19 protein-coding genes are annotated in these 17,189 nt (G+C 50.2%); 4 read left to right on the top strand and 15 right to left on the bottom strand.

What is annotated here, in order from left to right:
- Window positions 1–181: 181 nt before the first annotated feature.
- Both IE055_RS07515 and purB read right to left on the bottom strand, forming a co-directional pair.
- Window positions 182–952: a pseudouridine synthase gene (locus IE055_RS07515; RefSeq protein WP_189399438.1), complete on the bottom strand. Its 771-nt coding sequence runs from the start codon at window positions 950–952 to the stop codon at window positions 182–184.
- 2 nt (window positions 953–954) lie between these two features.
- The gene (purB, locus tag IE055_RS07510; protein WP_189399436.1) at window positions 955–2,331 is read right to left on the bottom strand and encodes an adenylosuccinate lyase; all 1,377 of its coding nucleotides are present in this window, start codon (window positions 2,329–2,331) and stop codon (window positions 955–957) included.
- A gap of 76 nt (window positions 2,332–2,407) precedes the next feature.
- Between purB and IE055_RS07505 the strand changes: the two genes are divergently transcribed.
- Entirely contained in the window at window positions 2,408–3,094 is a 687-nt protein-coding gene (locus IE055_RS07505; RefSeq protein WP_189399434.1) for a hypothetical protein, read from the top strand.
- 25 nt (window positions 3,095–3,119) lie between these two features.
- Here the strand turns inward: IE055_RS07505 and cyoE are convergent, their stop codons facing one another.
- The 3 genes from cyoE to IE055_RS07490 all read right to left on the bottom strand — a co-directional run bounded on the left by cyoE (window position 3,120) and on the right by IE055_RS07490 (window position 5,580).
- Window positions 3,120–4,061 carry a heme o synthase gene (cyoE, locus tag IE055_RS07500; RefSeq protein ID WP_189399432.1) on the bottom strand — a complete coding sequence of 314 codons (942 nt, stop codon included), beginning with the start codon at window positions 4,059–4,061 and terminating at the stop codon, window positions 3,120–3,122.
- 3 nt (window positions 4,062–4,064) lie between these two features.
- Entirely contained in the window at window positions 4,065–4,682 is a 618-nt protein-coding gene (locus IE055_RS07495; RefSeq protein WP_189399430.1) for a redox-active disulfide-containing membrane protein, read from the bottom strand.
- A gap of 127 nt (window positions 4,683–4,809) precedes the next feature.
- Complete coding sequence (locus IE055_RS07490) at window positions 4,810–5,580, bottom strand: SURF1 family protein (protein WP_189399428.1); 771 nt, start codon at window positions 5,578–5,580, stop codon at window positions 4,810–4,812.
- Between the two features lie 76 nt (window positions 5,581–5,656).
- Between IE055_RS07490 and IE055_RS07485 the strand changes: the two genes are divergently transcribed.
- A complete protein-coding gene (locus tag IE055_RS07485; protein WP_189399426.1) occupies window positions 5,657–5,917 on the top strand; it encodes a twin transmembrane helix small protein in 261 nt (86 codons plus the stop codon).
- A gap of 85 nt (window positions 5,918–6,002) precedes the next feature.
- On the opposite strand, the gene IE055_RS07480 is transcribed toward IE055_RS07485, so the two are convergent.
- The 10 genes from IE055_RS07480 to bioB all read right to left on the bottom strand — a co-directional run bounded on the left by IE055_RS07480 (window position 6,003) and on the right by bioB (window position 15,309).
- A complete protein-coding gene (locus IE055_RS07480) occupies window positions 6,003–6,893 on the bottom strand; it encodes a cytochrome c oxidase subunit 3 (protein WP_189399424.1) in 891 nt (296 codons plus the stop codon).
- Window positions 6,894–6,958: 65 nt separating this feature from the next.
- On the bottom strand, window positions 6,959–7,489 hold the full coding sequence (locus IE055_RS07475; protein WP_189399422.1) for a cytochrome c oxidase assembly protein: 531 nt from the start codon (window positions 7,487–7,489) through the stop codon (window positions 6,959–6,961).
- A gap of 2 nt (window positions 7,490–7,491) precedes the next feature.
- A complete protein-coding gene (locus IE055_RS17925) occupies window positions 7,492–7,620 on the bottom strand; it encodes a hypothetical protein (RefSeq protein ID WP_268244530.1) in 129 nt (42 codons plus the stop codon).
- A 72-nt stretch (window positions 7,621–7,692) separates the two neighbouring features.
- On the bottom strand, window positions 7,693–9,276 hold the full coding sequence (ctaD, locus tag IE055_RS07470) for a cytochrome c oxidase subunit I (RefSeq protein WP_189399420.1): 1,584 nt from the start codon (window positions 9,274–9,276) through the stop codon (window positions 7,693–7,695).
- A 23-nt stretch (window positions 9,277–9,299) separates the two neighbouring features.
- Window positions 9,300–10,559: a cytochrome c oxidase subunit II gene (gene coxB / locus IE055_RS07465; protein ID WP_189399417.1), complete on the bottom strand. Its 1,260-nt coding sequence runs from the start codon at window positions 10,557–10,559 to the stop codon at window positions 9,300–9,302.
- 306 nt (window positions 10,560–10,865) lie between these two features.
- The gene (gene bioD, locus IE055_RS07460; protein ID WP_189399415.1) at window positions 10,866–11,573 is read right to left on the bottom strand and encodes a dethiobiotin synthase; all 708 of its coding nucleotides are present in this window, start codon (window positions 11,571–11,573) and stop codon (window positions 10,866–10,868) included.
- The gene (locus IE055_RS07455) at window positions 11,552–12,349 is read right to left on the bottom strand and encodes a class I SAM-dependent methyltransferase (RefSeq protein ID WP_189399413.1); all 798 of its coding nucleotides are present in this window, start codon (window positions 12,347–12,349) and stop codon (window positions 11,552–11,554) included. Before IE055_RS07455 ends, bioD begins: the two co-directional genes overlap by 22 nt.
- On the bottom strand, window positions 12,346–13,125 hold the full coding sequence (locus tag IE055_RS07450) for an alpha/beta fold hydrolase (RefSeq protein WP_189399411.1): 780 nt from the start codon (window positions 13,123–13,125) through the stop codon (window positions 12,346–12,348). Before IE055_RS07450 ends, IE055_RS07455 begins: the two co-directional genes overlap by 4 nt.
- Complete coding sequence (gene bioF / locus IE055_RS07445; protein WP_189399408.1) at window positions 13,118–14,311, bottom strand: 8-amino-7-oxononanoate synthase; 1,194 nt, start codon at window positions 14,309–14,311, stop codon at window positions 13,118–13,120. Before bioF ends, IE055_RS07450 begins: the two co-directional genes overlap by 8 nt.
- A 14-nt stretch (window positions 14,312–14,325) precedes the next feature.
- Window positions 14,326–15,309, bottom strand: a complete 984-nt coding sequence (gene bioB / locus IE055_RS07440) for a biotin synthase BioB (protein ID WP_189399407.1) — start codon at window positions 15,307–15,309, stop codon at window positions 14,326–14,328.
- A gap of 406 nt (window positions 15,310–15,715) precedes the next feature.
- Here bioB and IE055_RS07435 point away from each other — a divergent pair, with 406 nt between their 5' ends.
- Window positions 15,716–16,168 carry a ComF family protein gene (locus IE055_RS07435; RefSeq protein WP_189399405.1) on the top strand — a complete coding sequence of 151 codons (453 nt, stop codon included), beginning with the start codon at window positions 15,716–15,718 and terminating at the stop codon, window positions 16,166–16,168.
- 92 nt (window positions 16,169–16,260) lie between these two features.
- Window positions 16,261–17,115 carry a helix-turn-helix domain-containing protein gene (locus IE055_RS07430; protein WP_229794188.1) on the top strand — a complete coding sequence of 285 codons (855 nt, stop codon included), beginning with the start codon at window positions 16,261–16,263 and terminating at the stop codon, window positions 17,113–17,115.
- Window positions 17,116–17,189 lie beyond the last annotated feature (74 nt).

Here is a 17,189-nt window from a genome sequence, read left to right as displayed (position 1 = left end):
TAGCGTTGTAGGAGTCACGCAGATACTCACAATTTTGCACCAAACGACAGTACAAAATAACTGCGTGCGCTGTTTCTGATAAATCAGAAGCCAATCAATCTATACAAATTTTTCACAATCAAGAAATAATTAACGTTTTGTTAATCTTTGTCTTTATGTAATGCGAATCGACTAACCCGAGCTAACGCTTCCTTGTGGGCCTTTTGTGCGGTGCGCGATGCTTGAATTCACTGGGTTTAACGAACCGCCACTGCCCTTCTTCCAGTCGCCCAAGACGCAACTCACCAATCCGTACCCGTTTCAGACCTGTCACATGCAAACCGACGGCTTCGCACATACGTCGAATCTGTCGCTTTTTGCCTTCCCGTAAAATAATCTGCAATTGTTCTGGGTTAATCTGCCTGACCTTGGCACGTTTTAACGGTTTGCCATCCAGCCGTAAACCGAAGCATAATTTCTCAATGCACGCTGGTGTAACATCGCCTTGGACCCGCACCAAGTATTCCTTCTCCAACTCCGAATCCGCACCAATCAGCTGTTTGGCAATACGACCATCCTGCGTCAACACCAACAAACCTTGCGAATCAATGTCTAATCGGCCAGCTGGCGCTAAACCACGGAACATGGAAGGTTTGAGTTGCTTGGAGGACGCATCCGTTTGCGAATGAGTCTCCGCGGTAATCAAACGAACCGCTGGAATGTAGCCGTCTTCGGCCTGCCCGGAGACGTAACCCACCGGCTTATTGATCATAATGGTGACTCGTTCGGCTTGCTGCGCCTGACCTTGTTGCGTCAGTTCAATGCTAACTGATTCGGGAAACTTAGTTCCGAGCGTCGACACGACCTCACCATCGACTTTGACCAACCCCTGCTCAATCAAACGATCCGCTTCACGACGTGAACAGAGCCCACGTTGCGACATCAATTTAGATAAGCGAACTGGATCAGACACAATTAACTGCGCGCGAGCGTTGCCGCTAGGCCAACATAAGACGACGGGGTCAGTTTTGCCAGTTCGTCTTTGACAGATTTCGGCACATCAAGCGTGTGAATAAACTCCGCCAGTGCGGCCTGATCAATACCTTCCTTACCGCGTGTCAACGCCTTCAACTTTTCATAGGGCTCAGGGATGTCATAACGACGCATCACGGTTTGAATCGCTTCACCGAGTACCGCCCAGTTTTGCTCTAGATCTGCTCTTAGTGCGGCTTCGTTGACCGCCAGTTTGCCGATGCCTTTGAGCGTTGCGGCGCAGGCCAACACGGTATAACCGAACCCAACACCAATGTTCCGTAAGACCGTCGAGTCCGTCAGGTCTCGCTGCCAACGACTGATCGGCAGTTTATTGGCTAAGTGATCGAACACCGCGTTAGCGAGACCTAAATTGCCCTCAGAATTCTCAAAGTCAATCGGATTTACCTTATGCGGCATGGTAGATGAACCTACCTCGCCAGCGACCACTTTTTGCTTAAAATATCCGATCGAAATATAACTCCAGATATCGCGATCAAAATCCAGCAAAATAGTATTGAAACGCATCACGGCATGAAACATCTCGGCCATGTAATCATGTGGCTCAATCTGCGTGGTTAAGGGGTTCCAGGTCAGCCCTAAAGACTCAACGAAGTGTTTGGAAAACTGCGCCCAGTCGACCTCCGGGTAAGCCACTGTATGCGCGTTGTAATTTCCAGTAGCCCCGTTGATCTTGCCTAACAAATCCACTTTTTTGATCAATTGCAGCTGCCCTTCGAGGCGCGCTACCACGTTGCGCATTTCTTTACCCAGCGTGGTTGGTGACGCCGGCTGCCCATGTGTGCGCGCCAACATGGGAATATCCGCATAGTTGCTGGCGAGCTGACTGATCGCATCGATCACACTCTGGAATGTTGGCACCACCACCTGGTCACGTGCGTCCAACAGCATCAACGCATACGACAAGTTATTGATGTCTTCAGAGGTGCATGCAAAATGCAAAAACTCGGAAACTTTGTGCAATTCCGGGATCGATTCGCAGCGTTGTTTGAGAAAATACTCGACTGCTTTCACATCGTGGTTGGTAGTCGCTTCGATGGATTTGACGACTTCCGCATCTGCCACGGAAAACTGATTGATAATGTCTTCCAACGCCGCCACCGCAGCGTCGGAAAATGCCGGCACCTCGGCAATATGTGGCTCCTTGGCCAAGGCTTGCAACCAGCGGACTTCCACTAAACATCGATACTTAATCAAGCCAAACTCACTAAATATAGGTCGAAGCTCAGCAGTTTTGCCGCCATAGCGACCATCAAGTGGGGTCAACGCGGTGGTTGCAGAAAGGTCAAGATCAAGCATGTTAGAAAGCCCTGTGTCATGCCCGTGAATCACGGAAAAGGTAACTATTTGAGGAGCGGAATGGTACCATACTTTGATGCAATTTGACTGGTCAAACTACAGCGTATCCGAGCTGCGAGCGCACGCAATTCAATCGTTTCGCGACGGCGGCGGTTCCCGTCCAGATGTGCTTCTGATTGAGATCGACGGGCAACGCGCTGTGTTAAAAGATCAAGCCGGAGCTGACAAATGGTTTGCCTTGTTAATCGGCCCAATTTTAAACTGGCGTGAATGCAAAGCCCTGCGTAAACTTGCCTCGCTGAGAAGCGTTCCGGACCTGTTGGCGGTGCCAAGTCGGCGGGCGTTTCTCATGAGCTATCATGAGTCCGAACAAATCACACGTCTACAAAACAACACGCCAGACTGGCCAGTTTTTTTCCGTAAACTCAATCACGAGATCAACTTAATGCACCAACTCGGTGTCGCACACAACGACCTGCGCAACCCGACTAACACCTTGGTCACACCTCAGGGCGATCCTGTCATGGTGGACTTGGTCGCGTGCTTTTGTCGCGGTCACCGTTGGAACTTACCCAATCGGTGGCTATTCAATAAATTCAGTCAGGTTGACCAATCCGCCATCACCAAGTTGAAAAGCAAGGTTGCACCGGCGTTAATTACCAGTGATGATGTGATCGCGGAACAAATTGCGGGTAAAGCGGGCATGGCCGCCAAGGGGCTCGGTCAATGGATTCGACGCGTTGCGCGTAAGCTATTCACCTAAATTCGGGACTTGTTTGGCGCAGCTATTAAACTTGCCCCAGCGTCCAAAGCACTATGCGGTCCCAGAAGTAATGGTCAACCAACATCGCTGCAAACAAATACATTAGGTACTTGATCGAGTAAAAGAAGGTTTTGCGTGACAAGGCATCACTGTAGTTGCGATACAACGTATACACGTAATACATAAACCGCGCATTCAAATACACCGCTGCAGCCAGATACAACGCCCCAAACATATGGATTGTGAATGGCAAGAGCGTGACTGCTACCAGAATGTAGGTGTACAGCAGAATTTGCAGGCGCGTAAACTCTTCACCATGTGTGACGGGCAACATCGGCACACCGGCTGCCGCATATTCCTCTCGTCGATACAAAGCTAACGCCCAAAAATGCGGCGGCGTCCAGGCAAATATAATGAGAAATAATAAACACCCTTCCGGCGTGATGGCATTCGTCATCGCTACCCAGCCGAGTAGCGGAGGCGCAGCACCGGCAGCACCACCGATTACAATATTTTGGGGCGTGGCTGGTTTTAGAAATACGGTGTAAATAATGCCGTAGCCAACCATTGAAATAAAGGTAAGCACCGCAGTCAGAACATTGACCCAAAGCACCAATACCAACATGCCCAACCCACACAGCAGCAAGGCAAAGACGACCGCCTGCCAGACTTGCAATCCACCGGTTGCCAACGGACGATTCTGGGTCCGCGCCATGATAGCGTCGGCACGCATATCGATAATTTGATTCATCGCCGCGCCCGATGCGGCCGCCAACCAGATGCCGACACAGGCCAGCACCACGGTTTTCCAGTCTGGCATACCTGGGACCGCCAACAACATCCCAACGAATGCTGTAAATACGATGAGCATCACCACCCGAGGCTTAGTCAGGTCATAGTACTGCTGAATAGCGCCACTTAAACTGGCGTCAACAGGTGCAGGTTTTGAGGTCGATTGCTCTGACATGGTTTAACCAATTTGTGATGCTTTGAGTAAACGCTTGATGTCCTTTTTCATCAGGTTTGGATCGGCAGATGGCGGGTAGCTCATCATGAGATTTCCAGCCGGATCAATGATATAAAAACGGTCATCTTGCGCCTCAGCTGGTGCGTCCGGAATGTTTAAAATTTCAGTCCACTTTTTATACGCTTCGGCTTCCACTGCGTAGGTTTCAACCGGTGTGTATTTGGCCGCCAGATCTGTCGCCTGATCCGCACTCAAATTGGTGTGAATAAACACGGTCCGGATCCGCGACATGTCATTGTTTTGCATAAAACGTAGTTGTCGCGTCTTTAGGACATTGCCTTCACAGTCGGCATTGCATTCACCATCGGCCACCACCAGAAACACCCATTGGTGGCGCAGGCTATCCATTTCCACTGGCCCATCAACACCCTGCATTTGTAAATTCGCGACCGGTCTAACGGGCTGATAAATATCGCCATAATTGTTGAACTTGGTCGGCTTATAGAAAAATGCAGCGACAATCGGCGCCGCGAATACAACGAGGATCAAAATCATCTGCACGCGGTTCCAAAACTGCGCACGTGGTTTGGGTGAGGCCGAGGTTGGTGAAGACTGACTCATGAGCGATCGGGTCTAGGGCTTTTCAATAATTAACGTGGTCACGCAGCTGCACTGCGCATCTGGCACCGCATCATACACGGAAGCGCGTAGAAACACAGCGTCGAAACAGTAAACCATGACATGCATGCTAAGCGTCTTCGTTTGCGGTCTTACGGTGTTGACGACGAAAGACCAATACCAAGCACGCCACCACAAACGCAGCCGCCATCGCGAACCATTGAAATGCGTAAGCTGAATGCTTAGCCACCCATTGATCATCAATAGCCGGCCATTGGATTTTAAAACCGACTGGTGCCGGCGTCGACGGCGCTAATTCTAACATCAACGGCAATACCGCAAAGCCCAAACGGGCCTCTAGCTCGGCTTCCGGCAAAAACTGCCAGACCTCATCTAGCATAACCGAATACCGCTCATCCCATAATGGGGGCGGCGGTGTGAGTACGTTTAATCGGCCGCTCAATTCGACCGATTCAACGGGCGTGCGTATATCGGGCAACGCCTGACGGTCATCGCCGGCAGGGACCCAACCGCGAGCGACTAGCATAACGTCATCTGTCCCAGTGGGACGAAAGGGCGTCACCACCAAGTATCCGACCTTCGTTTGCATCACCTGTCGGTCTACAAACAATGTGTGTTCGGGTAAAAATCTGCCATCAATACGTACTTTTCGGTAGCGGTAGTCTGACTTGAACCCTGATGATTGAATTGCTGCACGTAAGGACTTGGCGTCCAACTCGTCTGCTTTACTTCGTGTCTGCAATTCAATCAGAATTTGTTTTTTCTGCTCAGCACGATCCATTTGCCACACTGCTAGTCGCAGCATAACCAGCACTATGATCACTGCCAATACCAACAGAGCTGGCAATTTCCACACGGAACTGGTTTTACTCTTAGACATCGTTCGCACCTTATTGATTGAAATAAGCTAAACTCAGCGCACTGAGCCGCAGGCTCCTAACTATCTGCATGAAATTATGAGCAAAATTGTTATTGTTGTCTTGTTACTCGCCATGATTGCCAGCCTAGGTGCGGGCTTGTTTCACCTGTTAAAAACACCCGATGAGCGTAACCAGGGTGATCAGTTGTTTAAGTCCCTTACCTGGCGTATCAGCATCTGGGTCGTGCTATTTTTATTCATATTGTTATCAATGAAGCTGGGCTGGATAAAACCTAGCAATTCCGTCAATCCGAAGAACTTTAACGAGCAACAGCAACAACGGATAGAACAACAATAAAGACATTCACATACACCTTAAAATTAGCACGTAGACAAAAAAAAGGGCGCCATAGCGCCCCTTTTTATGCGGTTTTTTCGAGCGTTTATAAGATATAAACGAAGATAAACAAACCTACCCAGACGGTATCCACAAAGTGCCAATACCAAGCACCTGCCTCAAAAGCAAAGTGACGCTCAGCGGTGAAATGGCCCTTGATGCATCGAATTAATACAACAAGCAAAATAAACGCACCCAAACAAACATGGAAGCCATGGAAGCCAGTTAATAGGAAGAAGGTCGAACCGTAAACACCAGTCCCCATGGTTAAACCAAGGTGTTGATAAGCCTCAATATACTCTTCGGCTTGGAAGAACAAAAACACAGCACCCAGAGCGACGGTGGCCGCCAACCAAAAAATCAGGCTACCACGCTTATTCTCTCGAATCGCGTGATGCGCGATCGTGAGAGTCACGCTTGATGCCAACAATAACACCGTATTTAGAAGCGGCAGATGCCAAGGGTCAATGATGGCGTATTGAGTACCTTCAGAAATAGCGTCAGCGGACGGGGCAGAACCATCAGTTAACAATGCAGCACCCTGCGGACCAGTAGATGGCCACGAGGCTTCAAAACCAGGCCAGAGTAACTCAGTCTCAGCCAACCAAGGAATTGCGAGGTGTCGCAAATAGTACAGCGCGCCAAAAAATGCCGCGAAGAACATCACCTCAGAGAAAATGAACCACGTCATGCCCATACGGAACGATTTATCTACGTCCATATTGTAAGCAGGGCTCTCGATGATCACTTTACGAAACCAAATGAACATGAGGGACGCAATTCCGATCAAACCAACCGTCATCATTTTTGGTCCGAATGCGTAGCCGTTCAACATACTGGCAGCACCCATCGCTATGAAAAACAAGGCGATCGAGCTCACGAATGGGTAAGCACTAGAATCGGGGACAAAATAATGGTCTTGTGAATGTGAAGACATCTGGTTTTCCTCTTAAGTCAACCGTGTTAAATCGAGTGTAACTGGTTTAAGCCAGCTTGTTAAAATTATTGCCCTGCATATTTTGAATTATCAAAAAATGTATAGGACAACGTCAATTCATGCACGTCATCCGGCATTTCGGTATCCAGCATGAATCGAACTGCCATTTCTTTCTCTTCGCCAGGCTGCAAAACCTGTTTGGTAAAACAAAAGCACTCCGTTTTTTTGAAATGAAACCCTGCGCGCGGCGGAGTAACATTAAACGTGGCCATGCCGGTAATCGGCTTATCCGAGTAGTTTTTGACGTAGAACACCGCGTCTTTTACCTCACCAACCTTAACGTTCATCGCGCCGGTGAGTGGTTTGAACTCCCAAGGCAACGCGGTATGACTGTGTGAAGTGAACGTCACATCAACAACACGATCACTAGCCTCAATTGCGCTCGCAGCGGCCTCTTCAATAATATCGGTCTTGCCACCGAAGCCCGTGATCTTACAAAACGCGTCATACAGAGGCACCAGTGCATAGCCGAAGCCGAACATCAGCATCGCAATAAGCACCAGTTTAACGACAATGTTTCCTGATTGACGGTTCATAGTTAACGTTGAATAAAAAACGAGGCCACAAACAACGCAACGGGAATCAGCGCGATCAATAACGCTAAACGCGCATTGCTACGCTTTTTTTTGTTGCTAACTTCCTGCTGTGGCAAATTATCGGATGACACGACTACCTCTCGATCGACTGCGACACTGAGACTAGGACAGATTATGTCACCAGCCTCAGTGGCATACTCGGCCTATTTTACTGTTGGTGGCTCATCAAACGTGTGGAAAGGAGCCGGACTAGGCACCGTCCATTCCAGACCTTCTGGATTATCCCAAACTTCTGCAGTGGCTTTTTTACCGCCGCGCACCGTTGAAATAATGATGTAGACGAACAACAGTTGTGAGAATCCCAAAACAAATGCGCCGAATGACGAAACTTGATTAAATTCTGTGAATTGGATTGGGTAATCCGCGTAGCGGCGCGGCATACCTGCAAGGCCTAAAAAGTGTTGCGGGAAGAACGTGATATTAAACGCGATGGCAGTAATCCAGAAGTGGATCTTACCCAAAGTCTCGTTGTACATATGCCCGGTCCACTTAGGCAGCCAGTAGTAGGTACCACCCATCATCGCCATCACCGCACCGGCAAACAACACATAGTGAAAGTGCGCCACTACAAAATAGGTATCGTGGTACTGGAAGTCCGCCGGTGTAATGGCCAACATCAAGCCGGACAATCCCCCCATAGTGAACAGGAACACCACGCCAATAGCGTACAACATAGGGGTTTCAAAGGACATCGACCCGCGCCACATGGTGGTCACCCAGTTAAATACCTTCACACCAGTTGGTACTGAGATCAGCATGGTTGCGTACATAAAGAACAGCTCACCTTGCAACGGCATACCAACGGTAAACATGTGGTGCGCCCAAACGATGAACGACAGGAACGCGATAGCCGCGGTCGCAAACACCATGGAGCTATAACCGAATAATGGTTTGCGCGCAAAGGTCGGAATGATGTGCGAGATAATGCCGAACGCCGGCAAGATCATGATGTACACCTCAGGGTGACCGAAGAACCAGAAAATGTGCTGGTACAACACAGGGTCACCACCGCCGGCTGGATTGAAGAAGGCCGTGCCGAAGTGACGATCTGTCAGCAACATGGTCACCGCGCCAGCGAAAACAGGCATTACTGCAATCAACAAGAATGCCGTGATCAGCCAGGTCCATACGAACATCGGCATCTTCATCAGTGTCATGCCAGGCGCACGCATGTTCAATACTGTTACGATCACATTGATCGCGCCCATGATGGATGAGATACCCATCATGTGAATTGCCACGATCCCCATGTCCACACTCATGCCGCCTTGAATCGTCAGTGGCGCATAAAGAGTCCAACCAGAAGCTGGTGCACCGCCTGGAACGAAGAAGCTTAATAGCAGAATACTGAACGCGAACGGCAGAATCCAGAAACTCCAGTTATTCATCCGTGGCAGTGCCATGTCTGGTGCACCAACCATGAGTGGCAGCATCCAGTTTGCGAAACCCACAAAGCCCGGCATAACTGCACCAAACACCATAATCAGTGCGTGCACAGTGGTCATTTGATTAAAAAAGTGTGGATCAACAAATTGCAGACCCGGCTGCCAAAGTTCTGCGCGGATTACCAGAGCCATGGCGCCGCCAACAAACAACATGGTCAGCGAAAAAATCAGATATAAAGTACCGATATCTTTGTGGTTGGTAGACATAAACCAACGCTTGAAACCAGTTGGCATATGGTGATCATGATCGTGATGATCGTGCGCCGCTGCTGCGTGTGACATGGTTATTCTCCTACTCTCTAAGCTTAATTACGCTTGGCTTTGATGTCGGATGGCAAAACCACATCCCCAACATCGTTACCAAATGCATTACGTTGATACGTGATCACCGCAGCGATCTCTTCGTCGTTCAATTGACCCGCAAAGGCAGCCATCGGCGTACCAGCGCGACCAAACATAACGATATTGATGTGCTCGTCAACCGGGCCGGTTGCGATTGGGCTTGCTGCGATTGCTGGGAAGACACCGGGCATCCCTTTACCGTCGACACCGTGGCATGCATTACAGGTAGCAGAGACCTGCTCGCCTTTTGCCATCAGTTCATCTTTAGTCCAGGTCTTTGCAGCGACCGGCTCAGCTACCACTTCGTCACTCGCTTCGGCTGCTGGAATAATGGCGTCAACCACCGCCTCAGCAGCGGCTTCAGTTGCGCTTGGCGCGTCGTCGCTGGCAAGCGTGGAGGCATCGAAGCTACCACCAGCAGCAACCCAGGCATCAAACTCTTCCCCGGTAACCACCTTAACCACAATCGGCATGTACGCGTGGTCTTTACCGCACAATTCGGCACATTGCCCACGGTAGTAACCTTCTTTACCCTCGTCGACCTTGAACCACAACTCGTTGATATAGCCGGGAATCGCATCTTTCTTAGTACCGAAGGCTGGAATCCACCACGCGTGAATTACATCGTTGGCGGTAATCAAAGCACGGACTTTACGCCCCGAAGGCACGACAACCACATTGTCTGTTTCCAGCAAATAGTTTTCACCTTGTTCTTGCGTATTCTCTTTATCGAACTGATCAATCTGCGCACGTGGCGTGGACAGCGTGCTGTAAAAGCTAATACCACTGTCTAAGTACTCGTAACCCCATTTCCACTGATAACCAGTGATCTTGATCGTGAGATCAGACTTGGTGGTGTCTTCCATGTCGATCAGCACTTTTGTCGCAGGAATCGCCATAACCACCAGAATCAAAAATGGGATAACGGTCCAAACGATTTCAACTGTGGTGCTGTGGCTGAATTGCGCAGGCACGTAGTTTTTGCTCTTACGGTGTTTGAAAATCGAGTAAAACATAACGCCGAACACACCAACAAAAATGCCCACACAAATGTAAAAAATGACCATGTGCAGCCAATAAATGTCCCGTGCCACTTGAGTAACCGGGTCCTGGAAGTTCAAACGATATTCAGCCCAAGCCAAACCGCTGAATAAAGATATTGCTAGTAGCGAACCAAGCGCGCCTAATTTGACGGCCAGTCTAGCGTGTTGAGAAAACACCATAATTAGAGGTACTCCAATTAAAATATTGTTTGGACAATAAAGGCAATCAATTCAACAGCTTAGAAAAAACCAAACCGGCGACAACCGAGCCTGTTTTGCGTCAGACTGTCGCGAACCGAACACCGATTATCTCGCTGTTGGATATTATCATTATGATTTGTTGCGTCTTTCACCTTAGTGATGACCACCGAGTCGCGTCGAATCAGGTCCAACAAAAACCCAAAAAACGCCCAAATCGGGGCGGTGGAAAGGTATCACAGGCACACTTGAGCATCAACAAATTAAGCCGCTAATCTTAACAAAAAGTTAGACCGCACGAAGTGCTTCGACCCAGTCCATCCCAGCTCGGATTTGCACCTCGACATCCGCTTCCTGGCTTGCAAACGGCACTTCAAACAGCAGCGGCGCAGCAATTCTTGCCACCAGTGTTTCTCGATTCTCAGCCGCGCACTCGAAATCGGGTGTTACGTGGTTCGCCACCCAGCCAGCCAACCGCACACCACTGGCTTTAATCGCATCGACGGTAAGCAATGCATGGTTCAAGCAACCTAGGCGCATTCCAACAACCAGAATGACTGGCAGACCCAGCCGAGATGCCAACCCCGCGATACTGGCCTCCGACTCAGTATTGCGCATACTCAGTGGCACATGCCAGCCGCCAACGCCTTCGACCAAGACCCAATCCGCCCGCTGTCTAGCATATCTCACGTCATCCGACACCAAGCCGAAATCGAGCTCAACACCCTCCATTGCAGCAGCAATATGCGGTGCGATAGCCGGCTTAAACCCGTATCGATTAACCCGCTCCAACGGTAGATTGCACGAGGATGCCGCGCACAGCTGATCAACATCGGCATTTCGCCATGCGCCGTCGACCAGCTCAAAACCGCTAGCAATCGGTTTCAAACCAACGACGTTGTGCCCTTGAGCCGACAACGTGCGCAACAACAATGCGGTGATGAAGGTTTTTCCGACATCTGTGTCAGTGCCAGTTACAAAGAAGTTTGTTGACATATCGCTACCTTGGGGATGTACCGATTGATTGCTGACCCACGCTTAACAGCAAAGACTCGGGTCACGTGATAAGGCAGCACAAAGAATCCCTCTTGCGCAATTTCTGCTTCTACATGCCGACGGATTTGGCGATACCTATTTGGCGACATTAGACCAGCCTGATTCGTTGCACCTGCACCCAAACCACGAATGCTAGCAACCGCATCCGCAAACGACCTGAAGCGTGGACGATATACCTCAGTCTGGATCTCGAACGACTGTAATTCTAAACTCGCAAGACAGTCGCGGATACCAGTCGGCGTGACAAACCATCCATCATCCTGAATTCCCCAGAGCGATCGCCAGGCAGACAGCGTGCCACGTGTGAAGGTACTAATAAGCAAACGTCCACCGGGCCTAGTGATCCGCACCGCCTCTGCCAACGCAAGTTTCAAGTCACACCATTGTAATGCTGAGCTGGACACCACCAGATCCGCGCAGGCCTCTGGCAGGGGAACCGCCTCGATGTCAGCCAATACCACGCCGGCCTGCGGAACTCGATGGCGCGCATGCGTGAGCATCGCCGGTGCGATATCGATTCCGACCAGCTGCTCATGACCGGCAGCCGCCAGTATTGCTAAGCCTTGACCCGTTCCGCAACCCAGATCCACTGCCAACGCACTCGGCGCAATGGCTGTTTGTAGCAGGTCAGCAAGTATCTGTTGCTGAAGGCTGCCAAGCACGTCATATTGCGCTGCACCATGATCAAACTGGCGCTGAATCCGCGACTTTTTCATACACGCGATCTCTCGGCTGCTTTGACATCAACAATTAGGGAATGCACCACATCTATAACTTCTCGCTGATGAGATAGAAACGGAGCATGCCCACTGTGCAGTTCAACATATGGACAGCGCAATGCCCTCGCCAGTTGCATGCCCGCTTCAGGGTGTGCCACCCGATCCAAGCGCCCCGAAATCACTCGCGCAGGTATCGCGAGCTCCGATAATCGGTCTCGCAAATCCACTCGCTCAAGACACTCAAGCCCCCAGCGCAATGTCGCCAGAGCCGGTGCCGGATGGCCACTCACCAGTTCGACTATCTGCCTAACCTGATCACGCGCTCCTTGTACTGAACCCGTTTGCATCAACAAAAAGCGCTCTAGCATGGCGCAGTAATCGCGGCCAAGCGCATCAGCAAACTTATGAAATGTTGCTAATTGAACACCGTAGCGCCAATCATCAGACTCGACGAACTTGGCACTGGCACCGATCAACACTAACCCTGTAACCACGCTTGGCTGAGCTTGCAGGGCCGCTTCTAGTGCGAGCATACCCCCAAGAGACCAGCCAACCCAGATTGCATTATCTGGTACCCGTTTCCGGCACTGCTCAGCCAACGACTCAAAACTGTTCGGCAACGCACTATCGATCCGACTACCGTAGCCGGGTAAATCTAGATGATGGATACGCAATTCAGGCCGCATTTCAGATAAAGCAGCCGAGAATTTAACCCAAACGGCGGAATTTAAACCCCAACCATGCACCAAAACGACGTCGCGGAACTCAGACATTGAGCACCTCGTGCAAGGTTGTGGCAAGCGCCTGGACCAACGCTTCAATTTGACTGTCCGTGTGAGATGCACATAAGCTAACGCGCAATCGTGCGGTCCCCTTGGGGACCGTTGGCGGCCGAATCGCAACCACCCAGAAACCCATATGCTCCAAGCGTTGACTGATCTTCACGACCTGGTGCTCGCAGCCGACCTGTATCGGCTGAATCGCGGATCGAGACGCGCCCAGAGTTAGGCCATGCAACTTGGCCAATTGCCGAAACAAGGTAATATTCGAGTCCAACCTAGCGCGCAGATGATCACCACGTGTTCCAGCGATCACTTTCACCGCCGCCCGATTTGTTTCGGCCACGTATGCGGGCACCGCCGTGGTGTACACGTAACTTCGGGCAAATTGCTCAATATGGGCGATTAAGTCCGCATCACCAGCAACGAACGCACCAAACCCACCCACAGCTTTGCCCAGCGTCCCAATCATTAGAACATTGTCGCGCGGATTCAACCCAAGCGACTCCAAGGTACCCGCACCGCGTTCTCCACACACACCAAAACCATGCGCGTCATCCAATACTAACAGCGCACCGACTTCATCCGCCAAACGCTTAAGATCAACGACAGGCGCAACATCACCATCCATGCTAAATATGGTGTCGCTCACCAACATGCAACGCTGCCTGCGCGACGTAAACGTTGCTAACCTTTTTCGCGCGTGGTTCGCATCACCGTGTGCATACCGCAGACTCGTGGCCGAACTCAATACGCCCGCATCGATAATAGAGGCGTGGTTTAACTTGTCTTGCAGGATCACATCACCTCGTGCGAGCAGTGCGGACACCACGCCAAGGTTTGCCATATACCCGGTTGAAAACAAAAGCGTACGCTCTGCGCCAACGAGGCTTGCGATGTCGGCTTCGAGATTTTCATGCGGTGATTGGTGACCACACACCAGATGCGACGCCCCAGCACCAACGCCCCAGCGAGTAACAGCCGAGGCCGTGACCTGCTTTAACGCGGGATTATTTGCTAAGCCCAAATAATCATTACTGGAAAAATTAATCAGGTCTCGCCCACCGACGACACAGGACACCGATTGCGGCGAGGTTAATTCGCGCCGTTCACGCCACAAACCGGCTGCATCGCGCTCTTGCCGCTGACCAATAACGAAATCCGACCAGTTAGAAAACATCTATATAAAGGAAGCTAGACTTCGACGGCCATTCCTAGATTGCTGAGCAACGCCTTGTCATGCGCGACACTCGCATTCCCTGTTGTCAACAACTCCTCGCCGTAGAAGATCGAGTTCGCGCCAGCCAGAAAGCAGAGCGATTGCATTTGATCGTTCATGGCTTCACGCCCTGCTGATAATCGCACATAGGACTTGGGCATGGTAATTCGAGCCACAGCGACGGTACGGACAAACTCAAACTCGTCAACCGGTTCTGAATCCTCAAGCGGTGTACCGGCGACCCGGATAAGATTATTGATCGGCACACTTTGCGGCGGTTCTGGCAGACTGGCAAGCGTCGCCAACATACTAGCGCGATCTCGGCGGGTCTCCCCCATTCCAACAATGCCGCCGCTGCAAACGTTTATACCTGCACCTCGTACGCGCTCCAATGTATCCAACCGATCTTGAAACGTGCGTGTCGTGATTATCTCTGAATAAAAGGATTCTGAAGTATCCAGATTGTGGTTGTAGTAATCCAAGCCTGCTGAACGCAAACGCGCTGCTTGCTCATCATCCAGCATACCCAGCGTGGCACAGGTCTCCATTCCCAATTCTTTCACTTGACGGATTGCGTCCTCGACAACGCTCAGGTCTTTATCTTTTGGACTCCGCCAAGCCGCTCCCATACAAAATCGCGTGGCGCCGGCTTGCTTAGCCTGCTTGGCCGCAGACACGATGTTTTCCAGCCGCATCAATCGCTCAGCCTGCAAACCTGTCTTATAGCGTGCACTTTGGGGGCAATATTTACAGTCTTCAGGGCACGCACCGGTTTTAATGCTCAACAAACTGCTTAGTTGCACTTGATTCGGATCGAAGTGAGCTCGATGCACTGACTGCGCCTCAAAAACCAAATCATTGAACGGTTTTTCATATAAGGCAAGAACGTCGTCATCAGACCAACGTGGTCGGCTGGGTTCCACGACGATTAACGGATCCTGTGGTTGCGGATTAAGCATGGTATTATTTGGTGGTTTGATCAGGATAAGGATTTCCGTCGCACCAAGCGTGGCTTCAAAGACACGCCGCCGGCAACGACAACTCGCTCAGATCAGGTTAAATACAAACGACAGCAAGGAGCTGTAAACCAAAATGGATTCTACACTTTACAAAGAGTTTCGCAACACTCGTCTTAAAAAATTATTAAACTGGTTGACGCCAAAAACGTGCATCGAATGTAAATCACCGCTCGCTAACACTGCGCTTCCCTGTTGCACAAGGTGTTACCCCGAACTTCCGTTTCAAAGTGATGCGTGCACCTACTGCGGCCAGCGATTCAGTGGACCGACTGAAGTATGCGGACCGTGTCTCACTCAGCCCCCACCTTATGACCGTTGCTTTTGCCCGTTTGAATACGCACCACCAATGGATGAACTCATCAGAAAACTGAAGTATCAAGGGAATCCCTACATCGCGCGCGATATAGCCGCGATGCTGGCTACCGAACTACGAGAAGCCAACATTGACTTACCTGAGATGCTCATTCCAGTACCGCTGCATCGCCAGCGCCTGTTTCAACGCGGATATAACCAGTCAGCCTTACTGGCCAAGCAACTCGGCAAACAATTTGGCATCGCGGTCGACTATCGAAGCCTGACAAAGCACAAATCCACGGCAAATCAAGCTGAACTTTCGCTCAAGGCACGACAAAGCAACCTAAAAAACGCCTTTAAGATCGCACGTCCAATTATCGCTTCGCATGTAGCAATTATTGACGATGTCATCACCACTGGCTCAACCGCGAGAGAAATTGCTAAAATTTTAAAACGAAACGGTGTAGACTATATTCAAGTTTGGGGAGTTGCTCACACTCTCTAGCTGGGGGAAAAAGAACAGGTAATACAGAGGCATACGTGATTTTTACGATGCCCCCTCGAATCACAGCCCACGCGACCATAACGAATAAATCTATGACCACCAAACCAACAGATTTAATTGCAATCGCCAACCCAAATCTAGCTCGCAAGCTGGCGGAAAAAGAGGAAAAAGCCCAAAATACCGCCACGCAACCCGAACAGAACAACAACGACGATGGCTTCCACAAAAGCTTTCGCAAAGACATTTGGAAAGCGGTTTTTATACTCAACATCATGCGCTACGCGCTGGCGTTATTTTTCCTATTTTTGCTAGCCCTGCCTTACTTGATACCCGGCGTGGTTGCGATCGATGACCTTATATACCCCAACCTCTTCTTGGCAGGAAGCGTGGCGTTGGTCGTGTCTGCGGTTTGCTTTACGATTTTTACCAAAACTCGAAGATTCGCATTGGAACAAATCTTGGTCACTCAATTTGCCACGGATTTAGTCATCACGGCCACACTTGTCCACGCCACGAGCAGTATCGGCAGTAGTTTTACGATGTTGTTCTTTTTGATTGTCACCACTGGCAGCGTGGTACTAAAAAGAAAGCACGCACTCGGACTCGCCTCTGGCGCAATAATTCTATTATTTTACGAGCACACCTACAGCATTTTCATGTCTAACGTGAATGCCAGCCCTAAGCTCGGCATGATGGCAGGCTATGGTATTTTGCTCATGTTCTCAGCCTGGATTATTTCTTACATGGCTCAGCGTGTTAGGCTCGCGGAGCGCAGTGCGTACATCCCCAACAACGAATCCATTGAGGAATACTTGATCCGAGAAGAGATTCGAGCACTAAAATCGGCCTTAGCAAGCACCGACGGAAACAAAACAGAGGCCGCCAAGCTTCTCGGTATGACGTTTCGCTCGTTCCGCTACAAATTAACCAAGTATGAGATAAGCTGACAATAATTGTCAGGCTTTTCGATAGTAAAAAACACACAGTGACAAACAATATTTCGCTTTATTATCAATGACTT

This window comes from Arenicella chitinivorans (assembly GCF_014651515.1).
Lineage (GTDB): Bacteria > Pseudomonadota > Gammaproteobacteria > Arenicellales > Arenicellaceae > Arenicella > Arenicella chitinivorans.
Note: the sequence above shows the minus strand (reverse complement) of the source record. Positions and strands in the feature narration are given on the sequence as shown.

Bases quoted from the DNA above. Each gene is read 5' to 3' on its own strand.
- purB (WP_189399436.1), bottom strand. From the start codon at position 2,331: ATGCTTGATCTTGACCTTTCTGCAACCACCGCGTTGACCCCACTTGAT.
- IE055_RS07505 (WP_189399434.1), top strand. From the start codon at position 2,408: ATGCAATTTGACTGGTCAAACTACAGCGTATCCGAGCTGCGAGCGCAC.
- cyoE (WP_189399432.1), bottom strand. From the start codon at position 4,061: ATGTCAGAGCAATCGACCTCAAAACCTGCACCTGTTGACGCCAGTTTA.
- IE055_RS07495 (WP_189399430.1), bottom strand. From the start codon at position 4,682: ATGAGTCAGTCTTCACCAACCTCGGCCTCACCCAAACCACGTGCGCAG.
- IE055_RS07490 (WP_189399428.1), bottom strand. From the start codon at position 5,580: ATGTCTAAGAGTAAAACCAGTTCCGTGTGGAAATTGCCAGCTCTGTTG.
- IE055_RS07485 (WP_189399426.1), top strand. From the start codon at position 5,657: ATGAGCAAAATTGTTATTGTTGTCTTGTTACTCGCCATGATTGCCAGC.
- IE055_RS07480 (WP_189399424.1), bottom strand. From the start codon at position 6,893: ATGTCTTCACATTCACAAGACCATTATTTTGTCCCCGATTCTAGTGCT.
- IE055_RS07475 (WP_189399422.1), bottom strand. From the start codon at position 7,489: ATGAACCGTCAATCAGGAAACATTGTCGTTAAACTGGTGCTTATTGCG.
- ctaD (WP_189399420.1), bottom strand. From the start codon at position 9,276: ATGTCACACGCAGCAGCGGCGCACGATCATCACGATCATGATCACCAT.
- coxB (WP_189399417.1), bottom strand. From the start codon at position 10,559: ATGGTGTTTTCTCAACACGCTAGACTGGCCGTCAAATTAGGCGCGCTT.
- bioD (WP_189399415.1), bottom strand. From the start codon at position 11,573: ATGTCAACAAACTTCTTTGTAACTGGCACTGACACAGATGTCGGAAAA.
- IE055_RS07455 (WP_189399413.1), bottom strand. From the start codon at position 12,349: ATGAAAAAGTCGCGGATTCAGCGCCAGTTTGATCATGGTGCAGCGCAA.
- IE055_RS07450 (WP_189399411.1), bottom strand. From the start codon at position 13,125: ATGTCTGAGTTCCGCGACGTCGTTTTGGTGCATGGTTGGGGTTTAAAT.
- bioF (WP_189399408.1), bottom strand. From the start codon at position 14,311: ATGTTTTCTAACTGGTCGGATTTCGTTATTGGTCAGCGGCAAGAGCGC.
- bioB (WP_189399407.1), bottom strand. From the start codon at position 15,309: ATGCTTAATCCGCAACCACAGGATCCGTTAATCGTCGTGGAACCCAGC.
- IE055_RS07435 (WP_189399405.1), top strand. From the start codon at position 15,716: ATGGATGAACTCATCAGAAAACTGAAGTATCAAGGGAATCCCTACATC.
- IE055_RS07430 (WP_229794188.1), top strand. From the start codon at position 16,261: ATGACCACCAAACCAACAGATTTAATTGCAATCGCCAACCCAAATCTA.